Source organism: Roseivivax sp. THAF197b, assembly GCF_009363255.1.
GTDB lineage: Bacteria > Pseudomonadota > Alphaproteobacteria > Rhodobacterales > Rhodobacteraceae > Roseivivax.
The window spans coordinates 3,655,881-3,681,412 of sequence record NZ_CP045318.1 but is presented as its reverse complement, the minus strand read 5'-3'; the positions used below and the strand labels follow the sequence as shown (position 1 = coordinate 3,681,412).

25 protein-coding genes are annotated in these 25,532 nt (G+C 64.1%); 18 read left to right on the top strand and 7 right to left on the bottom strand.

Annotation, left to right across the window (positions count from 1 at the left end; translation table 11 throughout):
- Positions 1-102: 102 nt before the first annotated feature.
- From FIV09_RS17575 to FIV09_RS17540, 8 genes are all read left to right on the top strand, one after another.
- A complete protein-coding gene (locus FIV09_RS17575) occupies positions 103-1,092 on the top strand; it encodes an Hsp33 family molecular chaperone HslO (protein ID WP_152452046.1) in 990 nt (329 codons plus the stop codon).
- Positions 1,079-1,684 (top strand): CoA pyrophosphatase, encoded by a 606-nt coding sequence (locus tag FIV09_RS17570; RefSeq protein ID WP_152452044.1) that lies wholly within the window; start codon positions 1,079-1,081, stop codon positions 1,682-1,684. Before FIV09_RS17575 ends, FIV09_RS17570 begins: the two co-directional genes overlap by 14 nt.
- Complete coding sequence (locus FIV09_RS17565) at positions 1,681-2,844, top strand: CCA tRNA nucleotidyltransferase (RefSeq protein ID WP_152452043.1); 1,164 nt, start codon at positions 1,681-1,683, stop codon at positions 2,842-2,844. The genes FIV09_RS17570 and FIV09_RS17565 overlap by 4 nt, the downstream gene beginning before the upstream one ends.
- Before the next feature lie 169 nt (positions 2,845-3,013).
- Entirely contained in the window at positions 3,014-4,864 is a 1,851-nt protein-coding gene (locus FIV09_RS17560; RefSeq protein WP_152452042.1) for an ABC transporter ATP-binding protein, read from the top strand.
- Complete coding sequence (locus tag FIV09_RS17555) at positions 4,861-6,723, top strand: ABC transporter ATP-binding protein (protein ID WP_152452041.1); 1,863 nt, start codon at positions 4,861-4,863, stop codon at positions 6,721-6,723. Before FIV09_RS17560 ends, FIV09_RS17555 begins: the two co-directional genes overlap by 4 nt.
- Positions 6,724-6,777: 54 nt before the next feature.
- Entirely contained in the window at positions 6,778-7,995 is a 1,218-nt protein-coding gene (locus tag FIV09_RS17550) for a class I SAM-dependent RNA methyltransferase (RefSeq protein ID WP_152452040.1), read from the top strand.
- Positions 7,996-8,003: 8 nt separating this feature from the next.
- Positions 8,004-8,831 carry an ion transporter gene (locus tag FIV09_RS17545; RefSeq protein WP_152452039.1) on the top strand — a complete coding sequence of 276 codons (828 nt, stop codon included), beginning with the start codon at positions 8,004-8,006 and terminating at the stop codon, positions 8,829-8,831.
- A 61-nt stretch (positions 8,832-8,892) separates the two neighbouring features.
- Positions 8,893-9,393 carry a murein L,D-transpeptidase family protein gene (locus FIV09_RS17540; protein WP_152452037.1) on the top strand — a complete coding sequence of 167 codons (501 nt, stop codon included), beginning with the start codon at positions 8,893-8,895 and terminating at the stop codon, positions 9,391-9,393.
- A gap of 154 nt (positions 9,394-9,547) precedes the next feature.
- Here FIV09_RS17540 and FIV09_RS17535 read toward each other — a convergent pair whose 3' ends face one another.
- Complete coding sequence (locus FIV09_RS17535; protein WP_152452035.1) at positions 9,548-10,141, bottom strand: CAP domain-containing protein; 594 nt, start codon at positions 10,139-10,141, stop codon at positions 9,548-9,550.
- A gap of 168 nt (positions 10,142-10,309) precedes the next feature.
- On the opposite strand from FIV09_RS17535, the gene FIV09_RS17530 reads away from it, so the two are divergent.
- Both FIV09_RS17530 and FIV09_RS17525 read left to right on the top strand, forming a co-directional pair.
- Complete coding sequence (locus tag FIV09_RS17530; RefSeq protein ID WP_152452033.1) at positions 10,310-10,915, top strand: L,D-transpeptidase; 606 nt, start codon at positions 10,310-10,312, stop codon at positions 10,913-10,915.
- Positions 10,916-11,054: 139 nt separating this feature from the next.
- Complete coding sequence (locus FIV09_RS17525; protein ID WP_152452031.1) at positions 11,055-11,252, top strand: ferrochelatase; 198 nt, start codon at positions 11,055-11,057, stop codon at positions 11,250-11,252.
- A gap of 65 nt (positions 11,253-11,317) precedes the next feature.
- Here FIV09_RS17525 and FIV09_RS17520 read toward each other — a convergent pair whose 3' ends face one another.
- The 3 genes from FIV09_RS17520 to FIV09_RS17510 form a co-directional block, all read right to left on the bottom strand.
- Positions 11,318-12,091 (bottom strand): lipo-like protein, encoded by a 774-nt coding sequence (locus tag FIV09_RS17520; RefSeq protein ID WP_152452029.1) that lies wholly within the window; start codon positions 12,089-12,091, stop codon positions 11,318-11,320.
- Positions 12,092-12,221: 130 nt separating this feature from the next.
- On the bottom strand, positions 12,222-13,316 hold the full coding sequence (hemH, locus tag FIV09_RS17515) for a ferrochelatase (protein WP_152452027.1): 1,095 nt from the start codon (positions 13,314-13,316) through the stop codon (positions 12,222-12,224).
- A 64-nt stretch (positions 13,317-13,380) separates the two neighbouring features.
- Positions 13,381-14,202 carry a methyltransferase domain-containing protein gene (locus FIV09_RS17510; protein ID WP_152452025.1) on the bottom strand — a complete coding sequence of 274 codons (822 nt, stop codon included), beginning with the start codon at positions 14,200-14,202 and terminating at the stop codon, positions 13,381-13,383.
- A gap of 30 nt (positions 14,203-14,232) precedes the next feature.
- Between FIV09_RS17510 and FIV09_RS17505 the strand changes: the two genes are divergently transcribed.
- The 3 genes from FIV09_RS17505 to FIV09_RS17495 are packed head-to-tail and all read left to right on the top strand — an operon-like array spanning position 14,233 to position 16,081.
- Positions 14,233-14,949: a double zinc ribbon domain-containing protein gene (locus FIV09_RS17505; protein ID WP_152452023.1), complete on the top strand. Its 717-nt coding sequence runs from the start codon at positions 14,233-14,235 to the stop codon at positions 14,947-14,949.
- A gap of 32 nt (positions 14,950-14,981) precedes the next feature.
- The gene (grxC, locus tag FIV09_RS17500; RefSeq protein ID WP_152452021.1) at positions 14,982-15,239 is read left to right on the top strand and encodes a glutaredoxin 3; all 258 of its coding nucleotides are present in this window, start codon (positions 14,982-14,984) and stop codon (positions 15,237-15,239) included.
- Entirely contained in the window at positions 15,236-16,081 is an 846-nt protein-coding gene (locus tag FIV09_RS17495) for a carbon-nitrogen hydrolase family protein (protein ID WP_152452019.1), read from the top strand. Before grxC ends, FIV09_RS17495 begins: the two co-directional genes overlap by 4 nt.
- Here FIV09_RS17495 and ubiG read toward each other — a convergent pair.
- Positions 16,068-16,820 carry a bifunctional 2-polyprenyl-6-hydroxyphenol methylase/3-demethylubiquinol 3-O-methyltransferase UbiG gene (ubiG, locus tag FIV09_RS17490; protein WP_152452017.1) on the bottom strand — a complete coding sequence of 251 codons (753 nt, stop codon included), beginning with the start codon at positions 16,818-16,820 and terminating at the stop codon, positions 16,068-16,070. The two genes, FIV09_RS17495 and ubiG, sit on opposite strands and share 14 nt — an antisense overlap.
- Before the next feature lie 49 nt (positions 16,821-16,869).
- Here ubiG and pip point away from each other — a divergent pair, with 49 nt between their 5' ends.
- From pip to FIV09_RS17465, 5 genes are all read left to right on the top strand, one after another.
- Entirely contained in the window at positions 16,870-17,838 is a 969-nt protein-coding gene (pip, locus tag FIV09_RS17485) for a prolyl aminopeptidase (RefSeq protein WP_152452015.1), read from the top strand.
- Between the two features lie 97 nt (positions 17,839-17,935).
- Positions 17,936-18,931 (top strand): ABC transporter permease, encoded by a 996-nt coding sequence (locus tag FIV09_RS17480; RefSeq protein WP_152452013.1) that lies wholly within the window; start codon positions 17,936-17,938, stop codon positions 18,929-18,931.
- Positions 18,928-20,100, top strand: a complete 1,173-nt coding sequence (locus FIV09_RS17475; RefSeq protein WP_152452011.1) for an ABC transporter permease — start codon at positions 18,928-18,930, stop codon at positions 20,098-20,100. Before FIV09_RS17480 ends, FIV09_RS17475 begins: the two co-directional genes overlap by 4 nt.
- A gap of 4 nt (positions 20,101-20,104) precedes the next feature.
- Positions 20,105-21,757, top strand: coding sequence for an ABC transporter ATP-binding protein (locus FIV09_RS17470; protein ID WP_152452009.1), 1,653 nt, complete (start codon positions 20,105-20,107; stop codon positions 21,755-21,757).
- Between the two features lie 60 nt (positions 21,758-21,817).
- Entirely contained in the window at positions 21,818-23,371 is a 1,554-nt protein-coding gene (locus FIV09_RS17465; RefSeq protein ID WP_152452007.1) for an ABC transporter substrate-binding protein, read from the top strand.
- 141 nt (positions 23,372-23,512) lie between these two features.
- Here the strand turns inward: FIV09_RS17465 and hslU are convergent, their stop codons facing one another.
- Together hslU and hslV are read right to left on the bottom strand one after the other, a co-directional pair.
- Positions 23,513-24,826, bottom strand: coding sequence for an ATP-dependent protease ATPase subunit HslU (gene hslU / locus FIV09_RS17460; protein WP_152452005.1), 1,314 nt, complete (start codon positions 24,824-24,826; stop codon positions 23,513-23,515).
- Between the two features lie 63 nt (positions 24,827-24,889).
- Positions 24,890-25,447 carry an ATP-dependent protease subunit HslV gene (gene hslV, locus FIV09_RS17455; protein ID WP_152452003.1) on the bottom strand — a complete coding sequence of 186 codons (558 nt, stop codon included), beginning with the start codon at positions 25,445-25,447 and terminating at the stop codon, positions 24,890-24,892.
- Between the last annotated feature and the right edge of the window lie 85 nt (positions 25,448-25,532).

Below are 25,532 nucleotides of genomic sequence, written 5' to 3'. Positions count from 1 at the left end.
CATATCCCCTCTGTGCACACTGCATTCCGCACACCCTTGGACGCGGCGCAACGCCTCATATATAGAGCGTCCAACTCTTATCCCGTCCAGTTAGGAAGTACGATGACTCTCGGACCCAAGATCGCATGGGACGACACCGTCCTACCGTTTCAACTCGACAGCTCGGATATCCGCGGCCGAGTCGCGCGTCTCGATGGTGTGTTGGACGGTATCCTGAAGCAGCACGACTACCCGCCCGCCGTCGAGGCGCTGGTGGCCGAGATGGCGCTGCTGACGGCATTGATCGGGCAGACCATCAAGCTGCGTTGGAAGCTGTCACTGCAAGTGCAATCGAAAGGGCCCGTGCGCATGATCGCCACGGATTTCTACGCGCCCGAGAAAGAGGGCGAGCCGGGCCGTATCCGCGCCTATGCCAGCTATGATGCCGACCGCATCACCGACGGCGCGCCAATGGATCAACTGGGCGAGGGCTATTTCGCCATCCTGATGGATCAGGGCGAAGGCATGCAGCCCTATCAGGGGATCACACCGCTCTCGCGCACCTCGCTCTCCGATGCGGCCGAGGCCTATTTCGCGCAATCCGAACAATTGCCGACCCGGTTCCAGCTCTCCTTCGGTCGCTCGACCGAAAAGGGCGGCACGGAGCATTGGCGCGCGGGGGGTGTGATGCTGCAGCACATGCCGAAGGCGTCGCCCTTTGCCACGGGCGAAGGCGGATCGGGTGACGGCGGGCTTCTGCATGCCGTGGACCTCTTGTCGGACGATGAGGGCGAGAATTGGCGCCGCGCCAATTTCCACCTCGACACGGTCGAGGAAATGGAGCTGATCGGCCCCAGCCTGCCGCCCACGGACCTGCTCGTGCGGCTCTTCCACGAGGAAACACCGCGCGTCTTCGACAGCCAGCCGGTGCGCTTCGGATGTACCTGTTCGGAAGATCGCGTGCGCCAGTCGCTTTCGATCTATTCGGCCAAGGACATCGAGAAGATGACCACGGAGGACGGCATCGTGACCGCCGATTGCCAGTTCTGCAGCGCGCATTACGAACTGGATCCCGCGACTGTCGGTTTCGAGGCCGAGGATGCGGGCAAGTGATCAGCTGACAGCGCTTCGCCGCGCGCTTGCGGCGGAGACGCCCGCATCGTCCGATTATGATCTCAATCCCGAGGTCACCCTGCCTGCGGGGCGCGTTCTGCGTCCCGCGGGCGTTTTGGTTCCGGTGATCGAGGCTGATGGCGCGTTGCAGGTCATCCTGACCAAGCGCTCCTCAAAGCTCAAGCATCATCCGGGCCAGATCGCCTTCCCAGGTGGCAAGGTCGATGAGGGCGATGCGGGCACGGAGGCCGCGGCTTTGCGCGAAGCGCGCGAAGAGATTGGCCTGCCCTCGGACCAGGTCGACATTCTGGGCCCGCTTCCTCCGCACGAGACGGTCACGGGCTTCACGATGGAGCCGCATGTGGGGATCGTCACCGCACCCTTCCGCTATCGGCCCGAACCGGGCGAGGTTGCAGAGATCTTCACCGTGCCACTGAGCCATGTCTGCGACGTGTCGCGCTACGCGGTGCAATACCGGCGCTGGCGGGGCACGCGGCGGCATTATTACGCGGTTCCCTTCGGCCCCTATTACATCTGGGGAGCCACCGCGCGGGTGCTGCGCGGCCTCGCGGACCGAATGGTCTCCGCATGAGGCATATCTCGGGCCCATGGCTGAGCAACCGGGACGCGCAGGCGGTCTTCGATGCGCTGGAAGCCGCCGGGCACGCGGCCTACGCGGTGGGCGGATGCGTGCGTAATGCGCTGCTCGGACAGCCGGTCAGCGATCTTGACATCGCAACCGATGCTACGCCGGAGGCGACGACACGCGCGGCGGAAGCGGCGGGTCTGCGCGCGGTTCCGACCGGGGCCGATCACGGGACGATCACCATCGTCTCGGGCGGCGAAGGCTTCGAGGTCACGACCTTCCGCGCGGATGTCGAAACCGATGGCCGCCGGGCGGTCGTGCGCTTTTCTGCGGATATCACCGAGGATGCACGGCGGCGCGATTTCACCATGAATGCGCTTTATGCCGACAGGTCCGGCACCGTCATCGATCCGCTTGGCGGGCTGGGCGACCTTGAGGCACGGCATGTGCGCTTTGTGGGCAATGCAAGCGACCGCATCCGCGAGGATTATCTGCGCGCGCTGCGGTTCTTCCGCTTTTCCGCGTGGTACGGCGATCCCGAACGGGGCTTCGATCCGGACGCGCTCGATGCCATTGCGCGCAATCTCGACGGTCTGGACGGTCTGTCGCGCGAACGCGTCGGTGCGGAGATGCTCAAGCTTCTCGGCGCGCCCGATCCCGGACCCGCCCTTGCCGCGATGCAGGCCACGGGCGCGCTTGGCAGGCTTCTGGCGGGCGCTGATCCGCGCGCTTTGGCGCCCCTTGTCCATATCGAGCAGTCGGTTGGCCTGACCGCCGATGGGCTTCGCCGCCTGGCCGTGCTGGGCGACATCGACGGCAAGGGTTTGCGCCTGTCCAAGGCGCAAATCCGCAGGCTGGAGATGCTGCGCGCCGGTGTCTCCGCAATGGATGGGCCTGCCGCCTTGGGCTACCGGCATGGGGCGGAGGCGGCGCGCGACATTCTCGTCTTGCGTGCTGCGCTGTTCGAACAGCCGCTGTCGCCCGAAAGCCTGGTCGTGGCGGAAAAGGGCGCGGACCAGACCCTGCCGATCTCGGCGCAGGACCTCATGCCTGCGCTTTCCGGCCCGGCGCTGGGCGCGGCCCTCAAGTCGCTGGAGGCGGATTGGATCGCGTCGGACTTTAGGCTGACCCGTGCCGACCTCCTGGCGCGGGCACCAAAAGCGTGACTCGCGCAGCAAATCCCGCTATCCAGACAGGGCACAAGATCGGAGCCACTTGATGGATCGCGAAAAGACCCCCGCCAGACACGTCTGACCGGCCCATTCGCACGCGCGGACCGGCTGTTCGGACCCCGCACCTCATCCATCCCGAGTCCTATCCAAGGCCGCTCCGCTCATGTTCCGTTTTTTCGAGAATCTCGTCGATCCCTTTGCCCCCTACACCGAAGCGGATCATCCGCCGCAGCGGCTTTGGCCCTTCCTGTGGGATTATACCCGGCCGTTTCACAAGGTCTTCATCTGGGCGACGCTGCTTTCGATCATCGTGGCCGGCGTCGAGGTGGTGCTCATCTGGGCGATGGGCTGGGTGGTCGATATCCTTGCGAAAGGCCCGGAACAGGTCTGGCAGGAGCACGGCGTCGCCCTGATCGCGCTCGGGTTCTTCATCCTGATCCTGAGGCCGCTTCTGCAGGCGCTCGACGTGCTGCTCTTGAACAACACGATGATGCCGCAGCTTGGCACCGTGGTGCGCTGGCGCGCGCATAAACACGTCCTGCGCCAATCCGTGGGCTGGTTCGAGAACGATTTCGCGGGCCGGATCGCCAACCGCATCATGCAGACGCCCTCCGCCGTGAACGAGGCGATGTTCCAGATCTTCGACGCGCTGACTTATTCGAGTGCCTATATTGTCGGGTCGCTGGCCCTTCTGGGCATCGCCGATCCCTGGCTGATGGTGCCGCTTCTGATCTGGCTCGTACTCTATGCCACGCTGATGCGCTGGGTCGTGCTGCGCATCCGGATCGCCTCGCGCAACGCGTCGAATGCGCGCTCGCAGCTGACGGGCCGGGTGGTGGACAGCTACACCAACATCCACGCCATCAAGATGTTCGCGCATCACGACCGGGAACTCGACTACGCCCGCGAAGCCATCGAGCACACGCGCGAGACCTTCCAGGCCGAGATGCGGCTCTACACGATCATGGATGTGGCGCTTGCCGTGCTGAACGGTCTGCTGATCGTCGGGGTGACGGGGCTCGCGCTGTGGTTCTGGGGTATCGGCATCGCCACGGTGGGCACTGTCGCCGCCGCCGTCGCACTGACACTCCGGATCAACGCCATGACCGGCTGGATCATGTGGGCACTGACGAACTTCTTCCAGCAGCTCGGCATCGTGCAGGAAGGGATGGAGACCATCGCCCAGCCCGTTACCCTCGTGGATGATCCGAAGGCAAAGCCGCTGGACCTCAAGGCGGGCGAAATCACGCTCGACGGGCTCACGCATCATTACGGGCGCGGGCAGGGCGGTCTTGACCGCATCGACCTCACCATCGCGCCGGGCGAGAAGATCGGCCTCGTCGGGCGCTCGGGGGCTGGCAAGTCGACGCTCGTGAAGCTGCTGCTGCGCTTTTATGACGCCGAGGGCGGCCGCCTACTGATCGACGGTCAGGATATCGCGCGGGTGACGCAGGCGAGCCTGCGCGCCCAGATCGGCATGGTCCAGCAGGACAGCGCGCTTTTGCATCGTTCGATCCGGGACAACATCCTCTATGGACGCCCCGATGCGGGCGAAGAGGCCATGATCGCCGCCGCCAAACAGGCACAGGCGCATGATTTCATCCTCGATCTGGAGGATTCGGAGGGCCGTCGCGGCTATGACGCCCATGTGGGTGAGCGGGGTGTGAAGCTCTCGGGCGGGCAACGTCAGCGCATTGCGCTTGCGCGGGTCATCCTCAAGGACGCGCCCATCCTTGTTCTGGATGAGGCGACATCCGCGCTCGACAGCGAGGTTGAGGCCGCCATCCAGGACACGCTTTATGGCATGATGGAGGGCAAAACGGTGATCGCCATCGCCCACCGTCTGAGCACCATCGCCCATATGGACCGCATTCTCGTCCTCGACGAGGGCCGGATCGTGGAACAGGGCAGCCATTCCGCGCTTTTGCAGAAAGGCGGGCTATATGCCGGGTTCTGGACGCGCCAATCGGGCGGGTTCCTGAGTTTCGATCCGGATGAGGAGGCTGCGGAATGAGCGATCCATACCACCGGCCCTTCCCGTGGCGCAGGCCCACGGAATGGATCGATGCGTTCCGCCCGGCCTCTGGCCCACCGCCCCGCTCGATCATGGCGTTCTTCGGCTGGACGCTTGAAGGCGCGTGGCCCGTCCTCGGCGCCGCCGCGCTGCTGTCCATTGTGGCCGGGGTCATCGAGGTTTTCGCGGCGCTCATGCTGGGCCAGGTGGTCGACGCGGCGCTTGCCTCCGATGCGGGCACGGTCTTCACCGCGCAGGCCGGTGTCCTGATCGGCGCGCTGGTGTTTTTCGTGCTCGCCCGGCCCGTGATCCTTGGCATCAACACCTTCTTTCAGTCCATCGTGGTGCAGCCGAACCTTCTGAACCTCGTGCTGTCCCGGCTGCATCGGTATACGCTGGGCCAGTCGGTGACCTTCTTCGACAACGACTTTGCGGGCCGCATTTCCCAAAAGGAGATGCAGACGTCACGCGCCCTGACGGATGTGGTGATCGAATCCATTCACACGGTGCTTTTCGCTCTCGCTTCGGTCATCGGTGCGGTGCTTCTGCTCGGCACGGTCGATGCGCGCATCGCGCTGGGGCTGATGCTGTGGATCGTCGTCTATGCGGTCTTCATCCGGGCCTTCATGCCGCGCATCCGCAAACGCTCCAAGGCGCGGGCGGCGGCGCGGGCGACAGTCACGGGGCAGGTCGTTGACACGATCACCAATATCAAGACCGTGAAGCTGTTCGCCCATGCCGATCACGAGGATCGCGCGGCGCTGAACGCGATGAGCGCATACCGTGAACGCGCGCTGGAATTCGGCTGGGTGTCGGTGACGTTCCGCTTCTGGCTGATGGCGCTGGCCGGGCTGTTGCCCGTGCTGCTGGTCGGTGGCTCGCTGTGGTACTGGAGCCTCGGGCTCGTCTCCGCGGGCGATATCGCCGCGACGGGTGCCGTTTCGCTGCGGCTTGCGCAGATGACCGGCTGGGTCAGTTTCACGCTCATGTCGCTCTATTCCAACCTGGGCGAGGTCGAGGACGGCATGCGCACCCTGTCGCCGCCGCACACGCTGCGCGATCAGCCCGGTGCCACCGAGCTTGAGGTGCATGAAGGGCGCGTGACCCTCGACAATCTGACCTTCCGCTATGGGCGTGACACGGGCGGGATCGACCATATCGACCTGAAGGTCGCGCCCGGCGAGAAGCTCGGTATCGTCGGTGCGTCGGGGGCCGGAAAATCGACGCTCGTGGCGCTGCTTCTGCGGCTTTACGATGCCGAGGAGGGCGAGATTCGCATCGACGGGCAAAGCATCGCGGGCGTCACGCAGGAAAGCCTGCGCCGCAAGATAGGCATGGTCACGCAGGAAACCGCGATGTTCAATCGCTCCGCGCTCGACAATATCCGCTACGGCAAGCCCGATGCGAGTTTCGATGAGGTGGTGGCGGCAGCCAGGAAAGCCGAAGCGCATGACTTCATCACCGGCATGAAGGATCACAACGGGCGCGAAGGGTATGACGCGCATCTGGGTGAGCGGGGCGTGAAGCTTTCGGGCGGTCAGCGGCAACGCATCGCGCTGGCGCGCGCCATCCTCAAGGACGCGCCGATCCTCATTCTCGACGAGGCGACCTCGGCGCTCGACAGCGAGGTCGAAGCCTCGATCCAAGACGCGCTCACGCGGGTGATGGAGGGCAAGACCGTGCTCGCCATCGCGCACAGGCTGTCGACCATCTCGGACATGGACCGGATCGTGGTTCTGGACGACGGCCGCATCGCCGAGGAAGGCACGCATGAGGCGCTTCTGGCCAAGGGCGGGCTTTATGCGCGCTATTGGGAGCGGCAATCGGGCGGGTTCGAGCCGCGCGCGGCGGCGGAGTAGGGCGCGCGCCAATCCCCCTCGACCCGGCCCGCATTTCCGGGCATGAGAGCGGCCATGCAACCTGTGATCATCGAACGGCTCGGACATCTTGGCGACGGCATCGCGCCGGGGCCGGTCTATGCGCCGGGTACGCTACCGGGCGAGGTGCTCGATGGCGATATCGACAATGGCTACATGCCGAACCCGCGCATCGTCACACCGTCGCCCGACCGGGTTGCGCCGCCCTGCGTGCATGGGAAAAGCTGTGGCGGCTGTCAGCTCCAGCACGCCTCCGAGGCGTTCACCGCCAACTGGAAGACCGAGATCGTGCGCACCGCGCTGGCAGCCCAGGGCCTCGAGACCGAGTTTCGTCCGATCGTGACCTCGCCACCGCAGACGCGGCGCCGCGCGAGTTTCTCGGCCCGGCGCACCAAGAAAGGCGCGTTGGCGGGCTTTCACAAGAAACGCTCCGACGTGATCGTGCCGGTGCCGAATTGCCTGCTGGTCCATCCCGACCTCGCGGGCGCCTTGCCGCTGGTGGAGGCGCTGGCCGTGCTGGGCGGCAGCCGCAAGGGCGAACTGTCGGTGCTGGTCACGACGACCGAGACCGGCCTTGATGTGTCGGTCACGGGCGGCAAACCGCTGGACAGCGAGCTGCGCGCGTCCCTCGCCGATATCGCGCGGGACTACGATCTTTCCCGTATCGCCTGGGGTGACGAGGAGACGCTGCAACGCCGCCCGCCGGTGCTGCATTTCGGCCCCGCGGCCGTGACGCCGCCGCCTGGCGCGTTCCTGCAGGCCACACCCGAGGGCGAGGCTGCCCTGCGCGATGCGGTTCTGGAAATCACCAAGGGGGCGAAGCGCAGCGCGGACCTGTTCGCGGGCTGCGGCACCTTTGCCTTGCCCATGGCGCAGCATTCCGAGGTTCTGGCCATCGAGGGCGCGCGCGCCATGACCGACGCGCTCGATCACGGCTGGCGGATGTCGCGCGGGCTGAAAGCGGTCACGACGCAGACCCGCGATCTCTTTCGTGACCCCCTGATCGCCGAAGACATGGCCAAGCTCGACGCCGTCGCCATCGACCCGCCTCGCGCGGGCGCCGAGGCGCAAATCGCGGAATTGGCACAAGCCAAGCCCGCCAAGATAGCTCATGTCTCCTGCAATCCGGTGACCTTCGCCCGTGATGCGGCCACGCTGGTGCGCGCGGGCTATGACCTCGACTGGCTGCAGGTGGTGGACCAATTCCGCTGGTCCACCCATATCGAGCTTGTCGCTTCCTTTACCCTTCGGTGAGTGCCCTGATGTCCTTCCGTTCCCGCCTGTCCGACATCCTCGACCGTGATGTCACGCGCAACGCGATCACCGGCGTGATCCTGTTCAACGCCTTCGTTCTGGGGCTTGAGACGTCCGAGACGATCATGGCCGAGGCGGGCACGCTGATCCGTGCGCTCGACATTGCGTGCCTGTCGATCTTCGTGATCGAGATCATCGCGAAGCTCATCGCCCATGGCGGGCGGTTCTTCCGTTCGGGCTGGAACATCTTCGACTTCGTCATTGTCGGGCTGTCGCTCGTACCCGGCTCGCAGACACTGTCGGTGCTGCGGGCGCTCAGGATCCTGCGGGTCTTGCGCGTGGTCTCGGTGATGCCCCGTCTGCGCCGCGTGGTCGAAGGCTTTCTGACCGCGCTGCCGGGCATGGCGTCGGTCTTTCTGCTGATGACGCTGATCTTCTATATCGGGGCCGTCATGGCAACAAAGCTCTTCGGGATGGGCTGTCCGCCCTGCACGCCCGAACAGGCCGCCCAATTCGAGGAATGGTTTGGCACGCTCGGCCGGTCGGCCTATTCGCTATTCCAGATCATGACGCTCGAATCCTGGTCCATGGGCATCGTTCGCCCGGTGATGGAGGTCTATCCCTATGCCTGGGCGTTCTTCGTGCCGTTCATCCTGGTCACGACCTTCGCGGTGGTGAACCTTGTCGTGGGTCTCATCGTCAACTCGATGCAGGACGCCCATGCGGAGGAGGCCAATGCCGCCACCGACAGCTACCGCGATCAGGTGCTGCAACGGCTCGAAGCGATCGAAGCACGGCTCACCGAGCGGGAGTCACCGCCGCGTGATCGCCCGTAAACAGGCCCTTCGCGGATCCGTGAACATGGGCTAATCTGCCAAGAAAAGAACGGGCAGAACAGTGACACTCATCAGGCTTATCGGCGTCTGCATCCTGGCTTTCGGGCTCCAGGGATGCAGCAGCAAATTCAGGACATATAGCGGTCCCGAGGTGACGCAGGTCATCGTGGACAAAAGCGACCGGCGGATGCATCTGCTGCATCACAGCAAGGTGCTGAAGACCTATCCGGTCGGGCTCGGCTTCGCGCCCGTGGGCGACAAGCAGATCGAAGGCGACGGGAAAACGCCCGAGGGCGTCTACACCATCGACAAGCGCAATCCGAATTCGCGGTTTCACCTGTCGCTCGGGATTTCCTACCCGAACGAGCGCGATATCGCGGAGGCGCTGGCGCTGGGCGAATCGCCGGGCGGCGACATCTTCATTCATGGCGGCCCGCCCAAGGGCAGCAAGGCACATCCCCGCTCCGACTGGACCTGGGGCTGCATCGCCGTGAAGAATCGCGAGATGGAAGACGTCTACGCCATGGTGAAGGATGGCACGCCCATCGTGATCCTGCCTTAAGATCTTTGGGGAAGACGCCGCCCCGGCATCGAGCCGGGACGGCGCCTGCGAGAGACGCTGTCTCTCGCGCTCTCTGGAGGTATTTCCGGTCCGGTCGTGACAGGGCCACGGCGCGCCTGTCCGAGGCAAGGCGCATCGCGGCAGATGTCGGAGCTCAGAGCGTGTCGGCCGCGTCGAGCGTACCGGAGGAGGACAGGACCGGGGCCGCGCTGTCCACGCTCTCGGGGCCGCCGGTGATCAGGGTCCACCAGATCTTGCCATTGTTTTCCTGGAACCACGAAAAGCCCATATCGCGGGCCTCGGGCGACAGGATCACGCCGCGTGTTGCGGGGTCGTCCATCCAGGCGGCAAGGGTCTGCAACTCGGTCTCGTAGGTTTCCGAGATCGCCTCGCCCTTCAGCTCGCCGCTATAGCCGACGCGGCGCACGCGATCGACCGGCGAGGAGCCGTCCGAGCCGAAATGCCAGGGGCGATTCTGCACCGACATATCGCGGGAATGAGTGGCCGCGGCAGCATTCAGCGCCGAATTGTACTGCAATTGCGGCACACCTGCTTCTGCGCGCAGGGCGTTGACCGAGTCGAGCATGCGGATCTCGATGCGGTTCTGATCGCCTGCATTGATTCGGTACAGGGTCGGCAAGGGCAGTCCATCGGGACCCAATTGCGGCTCGGCCGGCGGCGGCGGAGGCCCGCAAGCGGCCAAAGCGCCGAGCGCGAGAACGGCCATCAGATGCGTAACGCGGATCATCACAAGTCCCTATCCTTCAAAAAGAGCCAGAAAACGCTTAGATTAAGCGGCGTGGCTAATCAAACCCACATCGGCGTGTGTTTGCCGCCCCACGCGGGTTTGATTTGTGACTGCGGCATCCGCGCCATATTTGCAACGTAACTGATTATCCGCTGACGGAGTTACCCTATGAAAAACCCTACGAAGCATCGCACCTCCCGCCGCGCCTTCGTTCTCGGCGGCGTCGCCACGACGCTGGCTGCCCCGGCCCTTGCCCAAAGCGTGAACGGCGCAGGCACCACCGAGGTGGAGCGCGACCTGTCCACCGTGGTTCGCCGCAACGTCTCGAGCTTCCGCACGCTCGACTGGCAGCCCTACTTCTCGAACCTGAACAACGGCGCCATCCTCGTCGATATCCAGAGCCGGGCGCTGCATTACTGGTCCGAGGACGAGTCGGTCTACAAGCTCTACCCGACCTCCGTGCCGCTGACCGAAGATCTGACGCGTCGCGGCCGGACCCGCGTCACGCTGAAGGATCCCGAGCCCGATTGGCGCCCCACGCCTTCGATGAAGCAGCGTAGTCCCGAATGGCCAGACTATGTCGGCCCCGGCCCGGACAACCCGCTTGGAACGCGCGCGCTGCATCTCAGCTGGACCTATTACCGGATCCACGGCACCCACGATACCCGCAAGATCGGTCGCCGTTCCTCCAATGGTTGTATCGGCCTTTATAACCAGCACATCGAAGAGCTTTACGAGATGGCCAATGTGGGCACGCAGGTGTTGCTAATTTGACGACATTCGGTCAGTTGGCCTTTTCCGTCGTCTACGTTGCATTTGCATTCCCATTATGAAGCTGCTTAGAACGACTCACGAGGTTTAGTCTTGGGTGCCCCGTGTCTTTTTCGCGTGGGCAGTTATCTGGAGGATAATTATGAAGAAACTCGCACTCGCCGCCGCCATCGCCGCTGCTGGCACGTCCGCAATGGCCGGTTCCTACGCAAAAGACGACGTGGTCATGGAGCCCGTCGTGATCGTCGAAGAGACTGAGCAGCAGTCCTCCTCGGCAGCCATCATCGTTCCGCTGATCCTGCTCGCGCTCGTCGCAGCAGCTGTCGCGCACAACGACTGATAGCTTCGATACTGTTACGGGAAAGGCGGTGCTTCGGCGCCGCCTTTTCTTTTGCGCAAAGGGCATCACCGCGGTGAAGAGGGATTCGCCGCCGGGTGATCAGCCCATTCCACGGCATGATGATCGAAGCCCCGCGCAAGGTGCGGTTTCACGATCTCGAAATATGGCGAGATGTCGAAGTCCCGCGGCGCAAACAGGCTGTGATGGCGAATATGCAGGATTTCCCGCGCCGCATGCGTGCCTTCCAGCGTCTCGATCCGTGGCAGGATCGGATATTGCACGGACTGGAACGCCTGGGCGATGAGCGACGAACAGATCGCCCGCGTCGGATCGCCTGATCCCAGGGACAGCATGCGCCGCCGCCATGGCACCGGGACCGGTGGGGTCGGGATGAAGTAGCGCATCAGATCGAAGATATTGCGCAGATCGTAGGACAGGCCAATCTTGCCGATCATGAAGTCGACAACGCGCTGCCGTTCCTCGCTGTTCAGCCCGACAGGTCGGCAAATCCGCGTGTGGTAATCGCGATATTTCGACAGGGGCACCGAGATGCAGCCCGCCTCGACCACCGCTTCCACCAGCTCGTGCGCGGTGCCGTCAGGATCCATGCGTCCGGGGATGGGCCCGGTATACAGCGCGGCATGTGACCAGGTGGATTGAGTGAGGTACTTGATCGCGGTGGAAACGCGGGCCTGACCCTCGACCAAGAGGACATCGCCGGGGCGCAGGGTCTGGCGCAGAAGCGCGAAGTCGGACGGGACAGACCAATCCTGCTCGCGCTGCTGCTCAGCCAGCCATTGCGCGAAACGCTTGCCGATCTTGGGAAGAATGCTGTCCACGGGCGGCCTCCTTACCCTTTCAAGGTAAAGAGGCGGAGCGCCCGCTTCCAAGCTTTATGACCGAAACTTGATGAGCGTGTCGGTCAGCGGCCGGGCGGCAGATTTGCATCCGCCGCCGGGCGCCCTGATCTCAGCCCGCGTGCGCTTTCGCGTCGGCAGGCTCCATCACCCAGCCTGCGAGATTTTCGTTGATCACGGTGCAGAGCGCGTCGATATGCGCATCGTCATCGTTGAGGCAGGGGATGTAGGTGAAATGCTCGCCACCCGCCTCCTCGAAGCTTTCCTTGATCTCTTCGTTGATCTCTTCGAGCGTTTCGATGCAGTCGGCCGAGAAGGCGGGCGCGCAGACGGCGATGTTCTTCTTGCCGTCTTCCTCGGCCAGGCGCGCGACTTCTTCCACGGTGTAGGGCTTCAGCCATTCCTCCGGCCCGAAGCGGGACTGGAAGGTCGTGGTGATCTCCGTGTCGTCCCAGCCCAGCCGTTCCTTCAGCATGCGCGTGGTCTTGGCGCATTGGCAATGGTAGGGATCCCCCTCCATCAGGTAGCGCTTCGGCACGCCGTGATAGGAACAGACGAGGATGTCGGGCCGCGTCTCCATCTTGGCATAGGCGCGCTCGATCGACTGGGCCAAGGCCTCGATGTATTTCGGATGCTCGTAATAGGGATCGACCGTGCGCGCGGTCGGCTGCCACTTCTCCTCCATCAATGCGCGGAAGAACTGGTCATTGGCCGTGGCCGAGGTGGCGCCCGCGTAATGCGGATAAAGCGGGAAGAACAGGATCTGGCGGCAGCCGGCATCGACCATCTCGCGGACCTTGGACTTCGTGGAAGGATTGCCGTAGCGCATGCAGAAATCGACCATGACGCGGTCGCCATACTGGGCCTGCATCTGCGCGCGGATCTTGGCGGTCTGATCCTTGGTGATGGTCATCAGCGGGCTTTCGCCCTGCTCTTCGTTCCAGATCGACTTGTAGGCCTCGCCCGACGAGAAGGGCCGCTTGGTCAGGATGATGAGCTGCAGGAGCGGCTGCCAGAGCCAAGGCGAATAGTCGATCACCCGTCGGTCCGAGAGGAATTCGTTCAGATACCGGCGCATCGACCAGTAATCGTAATTGTCGGGCGTGCCGAGATTGGAGACCAGAATCCCAACCTTGTAGGCAGGAACCTTCGGGTGATCCGCCGGTGAATGCGGCGGGCGCACCGCGGACTTCGTCGCATCGAGCATGAGCAGACCCTTCGATTTAGAACGGTTGTAATTTTTGGTCTAAGTAACCTCTCCCGCGCAGGGGTCAATCTTTGAGCTTGGTTTCCGACGTTCCAAGCGCATCGGCAAGCCGGGTTGTCGCGGAGCCGGGGCGCAGGGGTTGCGGCTGGCTGTCATCGGGCGACCAGCCCGTCAGCGTGACCAATTCATAGGTCGCAAGGACGCGCCCGTCCTCCGTTGTGCTGGTCTGTGCATATAGCTCGGCGGCGCGCAGGAAGATCGCGCGTCGGCTGAAATGCCGCACCCGGCCCTCAAGCGCATTCGTCTCGCCCATGGCGCGCAGGTCGCGCATCAGGTGCAGCGCGCTTTCGTAGCTGACACGCAGGGGGGCCGCGTCTGCCACCGGAAGAGCAAGACCCGCCCGCTGCAAGAGCGCGCCCAGATCGCGGATATCGGCCATCGGCGCCACACGCGGGCTGAGCCCGCCCGTCACCTCGATCTCGGCCTGCCCGAGCGCCGCGCGCAATTCCGTCAGGGTCTGGCCGCCAAAGGCCACACCGAGGAACAGCCCGTCGGGCTTCAAGGCCCGCCGACACTGGATGAGCTGACCCACCGGATCATCGGCCCAATGCAGCGCAAGCGCGTGGATCAACAGGTCATGCGCGCCCTCTTCCAGTTGCAGGACAGGCGCGTCGGGAACGCAGGTCGCGCCGGGGATGCGGCTTTGCCAGAGCGCGGGCTCGGTCGTCACGATGGCGGGCGCGGTAAACGTCCTGTTAACCACGGCGAGACGATCCTTGATATCGTCGGCTGCGGCCTCCTGCAGGAACAATGCGGGGTTCCGGCGGGCGCGCGCGCGATGCGCCTCGAGCGCGGTACGGTCGGTCAATTTGGGTGTCTCGGACATGGAAGGCGAGATAGGGTGCAGACAGGGCTGATGCAAACGCTGCTCGATGCGGTTTATCCGCCCTCCTGCCTGACCTGCGGTGGTCTCGTTGCCGAAAACGGCGCCCTCTGCGGGCCCTGCTGGCGCGAGACGCCCTTCATCACCGGGCTTGGCTGCGATGCCTGCGGCGCGCCGCTTTCGGGTGATGTGCAGGACGGCGCCTCGCTCTGCGATACATGCCTGACCATCGCACGGCCCTGGGCAAAGGGACGCGCGGCGCTTCTTTATTCCGGGCGTGCGCGCGATCTGGTCCTGAAGCTGAAACACGCGGACCGGCACGATATCGCGGGCCCTGCCGCGATATGGCTCGCGCGTGCGGCGCAGGGGCTGATTGTGCCCGAGACGCTGATCGTGCCGGTGCCCTTGCATTGGACGCGACGGCTCAAGCGGCGGTACAACCAGGCGGGACTTCTGGCCGCGGCGCTGGGCCGCACGGTGAACCGGCCCGTCTGCCATGACGCGCTGGTGCGGACCCGCCGGACGCCCAGCCTTGACGGTGCGCGTCGCGAGGCCCGGTTCGAGACGTTATGCGGTGCCATCGCGCCCAATCCGCGCCGCGCGGGCGTTCTGGAAGGCAAACCGGTGCTGATCGTCGACGATGTGATGACCTCGGGCGCGACGCTGGCCGCGGCGACCGAGGCCGCGCATGTGGCGGGCGCACAGCAGGTCTGCGTTCCCGCGCTGGCACGCGTGGCAAAGCCTGCTTAAGTTCAGGGCAAACGGAATTCAGGAGAAGATCCATGCCCGCAATCGAAATCTACACATCGCCGCTCTGCGGCTTCTGCCATGCCGCCAAACGGCTTTTGACCCAAAAGAACGCCAGCTTCACCGAGATCGACGTGATGGTGCATCCCGATCGCAAACCCGAGATGATCAAGCGCGCCAATGGCGGCCGCACCGTGCCGCAGATCTTCATCGGTGACACCCATGTGGGCGGCTGCGATGAGCTTTTCGCGCTCGACCGGGCGGGCAAGCTCGATCCCATGCTGGCACAGTGAAGGCGGCGCTGCTTCAGATCTGCGCGTCGGACGATCCGGCGGAGAACCTCGCGACCGTGCAGCGCATGGTCGCGCAGGCGGCCGGGCAGGGCGCCGACATGGTCTTCACGCCCGAAGTGACGAATTGCGTCTCCGCCAGCCGGACGCACCAAAACCAGGTGTTGCAAACCGAAGCGGACGATCCGACCCTGTCCGGCCTGCGCGAGGCTGCCGCGCAGCATGGCGTCTGGGTCAATGCAGGCTCTCTCGCGCTGAAATCCGACCCGCCCGAGACGCGTTTCGCCAACCGCTCCTTCGTGATCGATACGACCGGCGATATTCGCGCGCGCTACGACAAGATGCACATGTTCGACGTGCAGGTATCCGAGGCGGAGACGTATCGCGAAAGTGCCGGCTATGCGCCGGGCGACGCCGCCGTGCTGGCCGAGACGCCCTTCGGCACGCTGGGTCTGTCGATCTGTTACGATCTGCGCTTTGCCTATCTCTATCGAACGCTGGCGCAGGCCGGTGCCGAGATTCTGACCGTGCCCTCCGCCTTCTCGACAGCCACCGGCCCCATGCATTGGGAGCCGCTTCTGCGCGCCCGCGCAATCGAGACTGGGTGCTTCGTGATCGCCGCCGCGCAGATGGGCACGCATCCCACGTCACACGGCAAGCAGCGCAAGACCTACGGGCATTCCATGGTCGTGGCCCCTTGGGGCGAGGTGCTGCTCGATGCGGGCGAGGAGGAGGGCGTGTTCCTCGTCGATCTCGACCTCCCGGCTGTCGCGGAGGCGCGCCGCAAGGTGCCTTCGCTGACCCATGACCGGGAGTTTTCCGGGCCGCGCTTCAGCCCGGTTTGATCGCCGCGACCGCGTAATTGACCGCAAGGTCGCGATCCGACAAGGACCAGTCCCACCGGATCGGATCGAAGACCATGCCCTTGCGATCTACCGTTTCGAGGCCGGTCGCGTCGATCATCGCCGTCAATTCGTCGGGCGTGATGAATTTCGACCAGTCATGCGTGCCTTTGGGCAGCCAGCGCATCACCCATTCCGCCCCGACTATCGCCGCGGCAAAGGATTTCGGCGTCCGGTTCAGTGTGGAGCACAGAAACAGCCCGCCCGGACGCACGAGCGACGCGCAGACGCCCAGAAAGCCTGCCGGATCGGCCACATGCTCCACCACTTCGAGCGACAGAACCACGTCGAAACTCGCGCCTTCGGCGACCAGCGCTTCGGCGCTCATGTGGCGGTAATCGATGGTCAGGCCCTGACCCTCGGCATGGGCGCGGGCCACTGGGATGTTTCCACCGCCCGCATCGATGCCCGTGACCTCCGCACCGAGACGCGCCATCGGTTCCGAAAGAAGCCCGCCGCCACAGCCGATATCGAGCACGCGGAGCCCCGCAAAAGGCGCAGGGCCCGACAGGTCGCGATCGAACTCGCCCGCGATCTGGGTCGTGAGGTAGTCCAGCCTGCAGGGATTCATCTCGTGCAGGGGCTGGAACTTGCCGTTCGGATCCCACCATTCGGCGGCCATCGCCTCGAATTTGGCGATCTCGGAGGGATCGACGCTGGCTTGGTCCGCGGGAGCATTCATCGGCAAAATCTCATGGTCTTTCGGCGTTCTTCTCTCATATAGGTGGGGTATGGATAAAGACCTGGGTCAAAAGCGCGCCGTCCAGTACCTATACCCGCCGATCGACGCGTTCGACCAGCGGATGTTGAGCGTGTCGGGCGGTCACACGATCTATGTGGAGCAATCCGGCAAACCCGATGGCGTGCCGGTCATCGTGCTGCATGGCGGTCCGGGCGGTGGCTGCAGTCCGGCGATGCGGCGCTATTTCGATCCGGACGTGTACCGCGTCGTCCTGTTCGATCAGCGCGGCTGCGGGCGGTCGCGGCCCCATGCCAGCGTGAACGACAACACCACCTGGGACCTCGTCCGAGATATCGAGGTGATCCGCGCGGAGCTGGGCATCCCGAAATTCATCGTCTTCGGCGGCTCCTGGGGCGCGACACTGGCGTTGATCTACGCGATCTCTCATCCCGAGGCCGTGCGCCATCTCGTGCTGCGCGGCGTCTTCCTGATGACGCAGGTCGAGCTGGACTGGTTCTATGGCGGGGGCGCCGGGCAGTTCTGGCCGGAGACCTGGGCGCGGTTCCGCGACCTCGTGCCGCCGGACGAGCAGGATGACCTCATCGGTGCGTATCATCGGAGGCTCTTTTCCGGCGATCTCAGGATCGAGACGCAATTCGCACGCGCCTGGTCCGCGTGGGAGAACGCGCTCGCCTCCATTCATTCGAACGGGTCGGGCGGCGAGGCGCCGGGCGAGTATGCGCGCGCCTTCGCCCGGCTCGAGAACCATTACTTCACCAATCGTGGATTCCTGCCCGAAGACGGCTGGATCCTGAAGAATATCGACCGCATCCAGGACATCCCCGGCGTGATCGTGCAGGGCCGCTACGACATGATCTGCCCGCCCATGCGCGCCTGGCAACTGGCCCGCCATTGGCGCGGCGCGGACCTTCGGATGATCCGCAATGCGGGCCACGCCCTGTCCGAGCCCGGCATCAGCGCGGAGCTGGTGCGCGCCATGGACGACCTCGCCCGGTAGCGCGACCGGAGGGCGCAGAGGGGCCCACAAGGGTTTACATCACTCAGTATAACGTTACGTTTGCGGTAACGTCCGCGACAGGAAATTACCCGGATCTGTGTCAAGCCTCGTAAAAATCATCGCGCAGCGCCTCGCATTGGGTGTGCTGACCCTCTTCATCGTCTCCATTATCATCTTCACCGCCGTGAACATGCTGCCCGGCGATTTCGCCGAGGCGATCCTCGGGCAGGGTGCGACACCTGAAGCCGTGGCCTCCATCCGGCGGGATCTGGGCCTCGATCAGCCGCCGCTGGTGCGCTACTGGGAATGGCTGTCGAGCACGCTTCAGGGCGATCTCGGAAGATCCTTCGCACAGGCCAATTTCGCGAGCTTCACCGGAACTGATACCGGCAGCAGCGCCACGGTGATGTCGCAGATCGCGCCGCGGTTCGAGAACACGCTGTTTCTTGCCGGCGTGACGGCATTGATCGCGGTGCCGCTCTCCGTGGGTCTCGGTATTCTGGCTGCCCTCTTCCGCAACTCGGCGTTCGACAAGGGCTCGAACATGTTCGCGCTGACGTCGATCTCGAGCCCGGAATTCTTCGTGGCCTATATCCTTATCCTGTTTCTGGCGGTGCTGAATCCGATCCTGCCGTCGCTGTCCAATATCTACGAGGGCATGGGCTTCGGTGAGCGGCTGCAGAAAACGATGCTGCCCGCGCTGACCCTGACGCTCGTGGTGATCGCGCATATGATGCGGATGACGCGGGCTGCGATCATCAACCTGCTGGCCAGCCCCTATATCGAGATGGCGCGCCTCAAGGGCATGAAGCCCATGCGCGTCATCGTGCATCACGCGTTGCCCAACGCGCTGGCACCGATCATCAACGTGATCGCGCTGAACCTCGCCTATCTCATCACCGGCGTGGTCGTGGTGGAGGTCGTCTTCGTCTATCCCGGGATCGGGCAGCTCTTCGTCGACAGCGTGAAGATCCGCGACATCCCCGTTGTGCAGGCCTGCTGCCTGATCTTCGCCGCTGCCTACATCCTTCTGAACCTGATGGCGGATATCATGTCGATCATATCGAACCCGCGCCTGAGGCATCCGAAATGAGTACGCTTCTCTGGTTCGCCGTTCTTCTGGCTGGCTTGCTGGCGGGAGGCTGGGTCTTCCGGTTCGCAGGCCAGACCGCAACAGGCAACAAGCCCTATTTCCGCGACATGCCATTCGCGGTCGCCTTCGGGTATGTCGTGGCGACGGCCGCGGTTCTGGGCGGTATCTGGCTCTGGTTCCAGCCGGGGGCGGTGTTCTTCCGCTGGGCGGTGCAGGGCTTCGTCATCGCGGCAATCTCGGCCTTCCTGTTCCGCATCGCGGGACGCCACATCGGCACCGAGGGCACGCGCAAGGCGTTCCGGTCGATGCCGCTGACAGCAGCGTTCGGCATCCTCGTGATCCTGATCTATGCCATCCTCGCGATCTTCGCGGGCGCCCTCGCACCCTACGGACAGGCGGAGGTCTTCGATGGCGTCAATGTCCTGCCCGGTGGCAACCCGGCGACGGGCGGCGATCCCGCGCATCCGCTGGGCACTGACCAGATCGGGCGCGACCTACTGACCCGCCTGATCTACGGCGCGCAGAACACGGTGGGGATCGCCTTCGCGACCACCTGCCTGGCCTTCTTCCTGGGCGGCTCCTTCGGATTTCTGGCCGCGGTGATCGGAGGGTGGCTCGATAACGTGCTGAGCCGCATGGTCGATGTCCTGATGGCCATCCCGTCCCTGATCTTCGCGCTCCTGCTGATGACGATCGCGTCTGCCTGGGCGGGGTCGCAGCAATGGCTCCTGACCGTCTACATGGTCATCATCATCGCCGTGATCGATTCGACGCGCGTCTTCCGGCTGGCCCGCGCCGTGGGGCAGAACATCGTCGTCATGGATTACATCGAGGCTGCGAAGCTGCGCGGCGAAGGGTTGTCCTACCTGATCTTCAAGGAGATCCTGCCCAATGCCACAGCCCCCCTGCTGGCCGAGTTCGGGCTGCGCTTCTGCTTCGTGTTCCTGACGATTGCAGCTTTGTCCTTCCTCGGCGTCGGCATCCAGCCGCCGCTGGCCGATTGGGGCACGATGGTGCGTGACCTGTCGCAATTCATCAACTTCGCGCAATTCTCGCCGCTGGCAGCCGCGCTGCCGCTGATGGCCGCGGGCGCCATCGCGCTGCTGACCGTCGCGGTCAATTTCGTGGTGGACTGGATGTTGCACCGGTCCTCGGGCTTGAAGGATTGAGCCGATGAGCGATGTGCTTCTGAAAATCCGCGATCTGAAGATCGAAGGCCGCTCCGACGAGGAATGGATGCCGATCATCAACGGCGTCGACCTCACGCTGCACAAGGGCGAGGTTCTGGGCCTCATTGGGGAGTCCGGCGCCGGAAAGTCGACCGTTGGCCTCGCTGCGATGGGCTTCACACGGGACGGCGTGCGCATCTCCGGCGGGTCGGTGGAATTCGACGGTGTCGATCTGGTGAACGCGCCATTGATGAAGAAGCGCGCACTTCTCGGCAAACGCATTGCCTATGTCGCGCAATCGGCAGCGGCGAGCTTCAATCCCGCGCACAAGATCATCGACCAGCACACGGAAGGCCCGGTGCGGCACGGCGTGATGAGCGAGGGCGAAAGCGCGCGTGACGCCATGGATCTCTACGAGCGGTTGCGCCTGCCCAACCCCGAAGAGATCGGCTTTCGCTATCCGCATCAGGTCTCGGGAGGGCAGCTGCAGCGGGCGATGACGGCGATGGCGATGTCCTGTCGACCGGACCTCATCATCTTCGATGAGCCGACGACCGCGCTCGATGTGACCACACAGATCGAGGTGCTGGCTGCGATCCGCGACATCGTCGACCAGTTCGGCACGGCGGCAATCTACATCACCCATGACCTCGCGGTCGTGGCGCAGATGGCTGACCGCATCAAGGTGCTGCTGCGCGGTGATGAGGTCGAGGAGGCCCCGACGCGCGAGATGCTCGATGCGCCGAAGGAAGACTATACCAGGTCGCTCTGGGCGGTGCGCAGCTTCAAGCGGCCCGCGAAGCCCGCACCGGCCACCGACGCGACACCTGTCATCTCCGTGCAGAATGTCGACGCCGCCTACGGCAAGATCCCGGTCCTGTTCGATGTCAGCTTCGACATCCACGAAGGGCGCACTGTTGCCGTTGTCGGCGAATCGGGATCGGGCAAGTCGACCACGGCGCGCTGCATCACCGGGCTGTTGCCGCCCACATCGGGGCTGATCCAGCTCGACGGTCAGGACCTTCCCGCCGATTACCGCAAGCGTAACAAGGATCAGCTGCGGCAGGTCCAGATGATCTACCAGATGGCCGATACGGCGCTGAACCCGCAGAAAACCATCGGCGAGATCATCGGACGCCCCGTGGAATTTTACATGGGTCTCAAGGGCAAGGCGAAGCGCGACCGTGTGGCCGAGCTCCTAAACCAGATCGAGCTGCCGCCCGAGCAATATATCGATCGTCTGCCCTCCGAGCTTTCCGGCGGGCAGAAGCAACGCATCGGGATCGCGCGGGCGCTGGCCGCGGAGCCCAAGTTCATCATCTGTGATGAGGTCACCTCCGCGCTCGATCAACTTGTCGCGGAAGGCATCCTGAAACTCTTGGCAAGACTGCAGGATGACCTCAAACTGTCATACATGTTCATTACCCACGATCTTGCGACAGTGCGCGCTATCTCGGACGAGGTGGTGGTGATGAAGGATGGCGAGGTGGTCGAGCAGGGTCCGAAGGACGCCATGTTCAAGCCGCCGCACCATCCCTACACCGACCTTTTGCTGAGTTCGGTGCCCGAGATGGACCCCGATTGGTTGACGAACCTTCTTGAGGAACGCGGCCGCGAAAATCTCGGGGATGCCGCCGTCGAGAAAATGAACGACTAAAAATGCCTCGAACGAGGCTCATCAACAGGGCGTAAGCCCGGATACGATAGGGAGACCAATATGACACGTATCTCAAGACGCGGACTACTGCGCACAGGTGCCGCCGCCGGTGTTCTGGCCGCAACCGGACTGCCGCTGCGCGCGCAGGAAGCCAAGCGGGGCGGTCGCCTCGTTGCGGGCCTTTCGGGCGCCAATACCTCGGATAGCTGGGATGGCCGGACCCATTCGGACATCTTCATGCTGGCCGCAGCGCAAGGTGCAGTCTTCGACAACCTGACCGAGGTCGCCGCCGACGGCAGCCTCAAGGGTGAATTGGCGACCGATTGGGAAGCCTCGGCCGATGCGAAGGTCTGGACCTTCAACCTGCGCCAGGGCGTCACCTTCCATAACGGCAAGGCCTTCGGCGCAGATGACGTGATCGAATCGCTGCAGATGCATGTGGCGGAAGGTGCCAAATCCGCCGCCCAGCCCATCGTGGCCGCGATCTCCGAAATGAAGAAGGTCACGGAGCACCAGGTTCAGTTCACGCTGGAATCTGGCAATGCGGACTTCCCCTATCTGCTCTCCGACTATCACCTGCTGATCTATCCCGCAGGCCAGATCGACGAGGCTATCGCGAACGGTATCGGCACCGGTCTTTATCAGGCCGTCAGCCTCGAGCCGGGCGTGCGTTTCGTGGGCCGCCGTGTCGACAGCCACTACAAGGATGGCGAAGCGGGCTGGTTCGACGAGCTTGAGTACATCGCGATCAACGACAACACCGCGCGGATGAACGCGCTGCTGACCGGTCAGGTCGATGCGATCAACCGGATCGACTTCAAGACCGAGGCGCTTCTGAAGGCGAACCCGCAGGTCACCATCCAGGAAGTGTCGGGCAACCAGCATTACAGCTTCCCGATGCTGACCGATGTCGCGCCGTTCAACGACGTCAATGTTCGCCGCGCGCTCAAGCACGGCATCAACCGTCAGGAAATGGTCGACAAGATCCTGCTCGGGCACGGCAAGGTCGCCTATGACAGCCCGATTGGCCCCGCCAGCCAATATGTCGCCGATCTCGATCCGATCCCCTACGACCCGGACCAGTCGAAGTACTACCTGAAACAGGCAGGCCTGACCGAGCTCAACGTCGATCTTTCGGCCTCCTCGGCGGCCTTCGACGGCGCGGTCGATGCGGCCCAGCTTTACCAGGCATCGGCAGCCGCGGGCGGCATCAACATCAACGTGGTGCAGGAACCGGCGGATGGCTACTGGTCGAATGTCTGGATCAAGAAGCCCTGGTGCGCCTGCTACTGGTCGGGCCGCGCGACCGAGGACTGGATGTTCTCGTCGGCCTACGAGGAAGGCGTGCCGTGGAACGACACTCAGTGGGACAGCAAGGACAGCGCACGCTTCCAGGAGCTGCTGATCACGGCCCGTGCCGAGCTCGACAGCGCCAAGCGGCGCGAGCAATACGGCGAGATGCAGCGCATCCTGCGTGACGATGGCGGGGTCATCATCCCGATGTTCGCCAACTACGTGCAGGCGCTGAAGACCTCGATCGGGACGCCCGAGACGGTGGGCAACCTCTGGCAGATGGACAATGGCCGCATGGCGGAGCGTTGGTGGAACACCTGATCCAGCGGATCGACTGAACGAAGAATGCCCCGCCGATCTGGCGGGGCGTTTTTAATTTGAGGGGCGAAATGGTGGGTGGACACCCACCCTACATAGGCGCTTTGATCGTAGGGTGGGTGAAAACCCACCACGCCTATTCCCTTACAACACGTACCGGCTCAGATCCGTGGAACGGCTCAGATCGCCTAGATGCTTCTCGACGAATTCCGCATCCACCGTCACCGTTTCGCCGGACTTGTCGGGAGCGTTGAAGGACAGCTCCTCGAAGACCCGCTCCATCACCGTGTAAAGCCGCCGTGCGCCGATATTCTCCACGGAGGTGTTCACCTCCGCCGCGATCCGCGCCAGCGCCGCGATGCCCTCTTCGGTGAAGCTGACGGTCACATCCTCAGTGCCCATGAGCCCGGTATATTGCCGCGTCAGGGCGTTGTCCGTCTCCGTCAGGATGCGCACGAAATCCGCCTCGGTCAGCGGGCGCAGGTTCACGCGGATGGGCAAACGGCCCTGCAATTCCGGCAAAAGGTCCGAAGGTTTCGCGATGTGGAACGCGCCTGAGGCGATGAACAGGATATGGTCGGTTTTCACCGGCCCGTGCTTGGTGGACACGGTCGTGCCCTCGATCAGCGGCAGAAGGTCCCGCTGCACACCTTCGCGGCTCACATCGCCGCCTTTGGCATCGGCGCGCGCGCAGACCTTGTCGATCTCGTCGAGGAAGACGATGCCGTTCTGCTCGACCGACTGGATCGCCTCGCGCTTGACCTGCTCGTCATCGAGCAGCTTGTCCGCCTCTTCGGAGATCAGCACCTCGTAGCTGTCCGCCACGCGCATCTTCTTGCGGGTGGTGCGCCCACCAAAGGCTTTGCCGAAGATATCGCCGAGATTCATGCCGCCGCCCATGCCGCCCATTCCGGGCTGGCCGGGGATTTCCATCATCGGGAAGGGCGATGCGGTCTCGGCCACGTCGATCTCGATCTCGGTATCATCGAGCTCGCCCGAGCGCAGCTTCTCGCGGAAGCGTTCGCGCGTGCCCTCACGGGCATCTTCCCCGGCGATGGCCGCGATCACGCGATCCTCGGCGGATTTATGCGCCGCGGCCTTCACGTCTTCGCGCATGAAGTCGCGGGTCTGGGCGATGGCGGCATCCACGAGATCGCGCACGATCTGTTCCACGTCGCGGCCCACATAGCCCACCTCGGTGAACTTGGTGGCCTCGACCTTCACGAAGGGCGCGCGGGCGAGTTTTGCCAGCCGCCGCGAAATCTCGGTCTTGCCGACGCCGGTGGGGCCGATCATGAGGATGTTCTTCGGATAGACTTCCTCGCGCAGGTCATCGGGCAGCTGCTTGCGCCGCCAACGGTTGCGCAGCGCCACGGCCACGGCGCGCTTGGCATCCTTCTGGCCGATGATGAAGCGGTCGAGCTCCGAGACGATTTCGCGGGGGGTGAGGTCTGTCATGGGTATTCCTTTCGCAACCTTGGGACGGTGCCGCACAAACTCAATTAAGTTTGTGTGCGCCGCTCAGCCGCCGATCGTTTCGACGGTCAGGTTGCCGTTGGTGTAGACGCAGATGTCGCTGGCGATCTCCATCGCGCGGCGGGCGACCTCCTCGGCGGAGCGGTCGGTCTCCATCAGCCCGCGTGCGGCGGCCAATGCGAAATTCCCGCCCGATCCGATGGCGGCGATGTCATGTTCGGGCTCCAGCACGTCGCCCGCGCCAGTGATGACGTACAGATCGCGCCCGTCGGTGACGATCAGCATCGCCTCGAGCTTCTGGAGGTACTTGTCGGTGCGCCAATCCTTGGCCAATTCGACGCTCGCGCGCTGCAACTGGCCGGGTGTCGCCTCGAGCTTGGCCTCGAGCCGCTCCAGCAGGGTGAACGCATCGGCGGTGGAGCCCGCAAAGCCCGCGACCACGTCGTATCCGCCCGGCGACAGGCGCCGCACCTTGCGCGCGCTGCCCTTGATCACGGTCTGCCCGAGGCTGACCTGTCCGTCACCCGCAACCACCACCTGTCCGCCCTTGCGGACGCCGATGATCGTGGTGCCGTGCCAGCCGGGGAAGGTGTCGTCGGCCATGTCGCTCTCCTTTATGCCTTGCCGCCATATGGGGGCTGGACATGTGAGGCGCAAGCGGATGGCATGGCGCAAGGCCCGCGTCCGA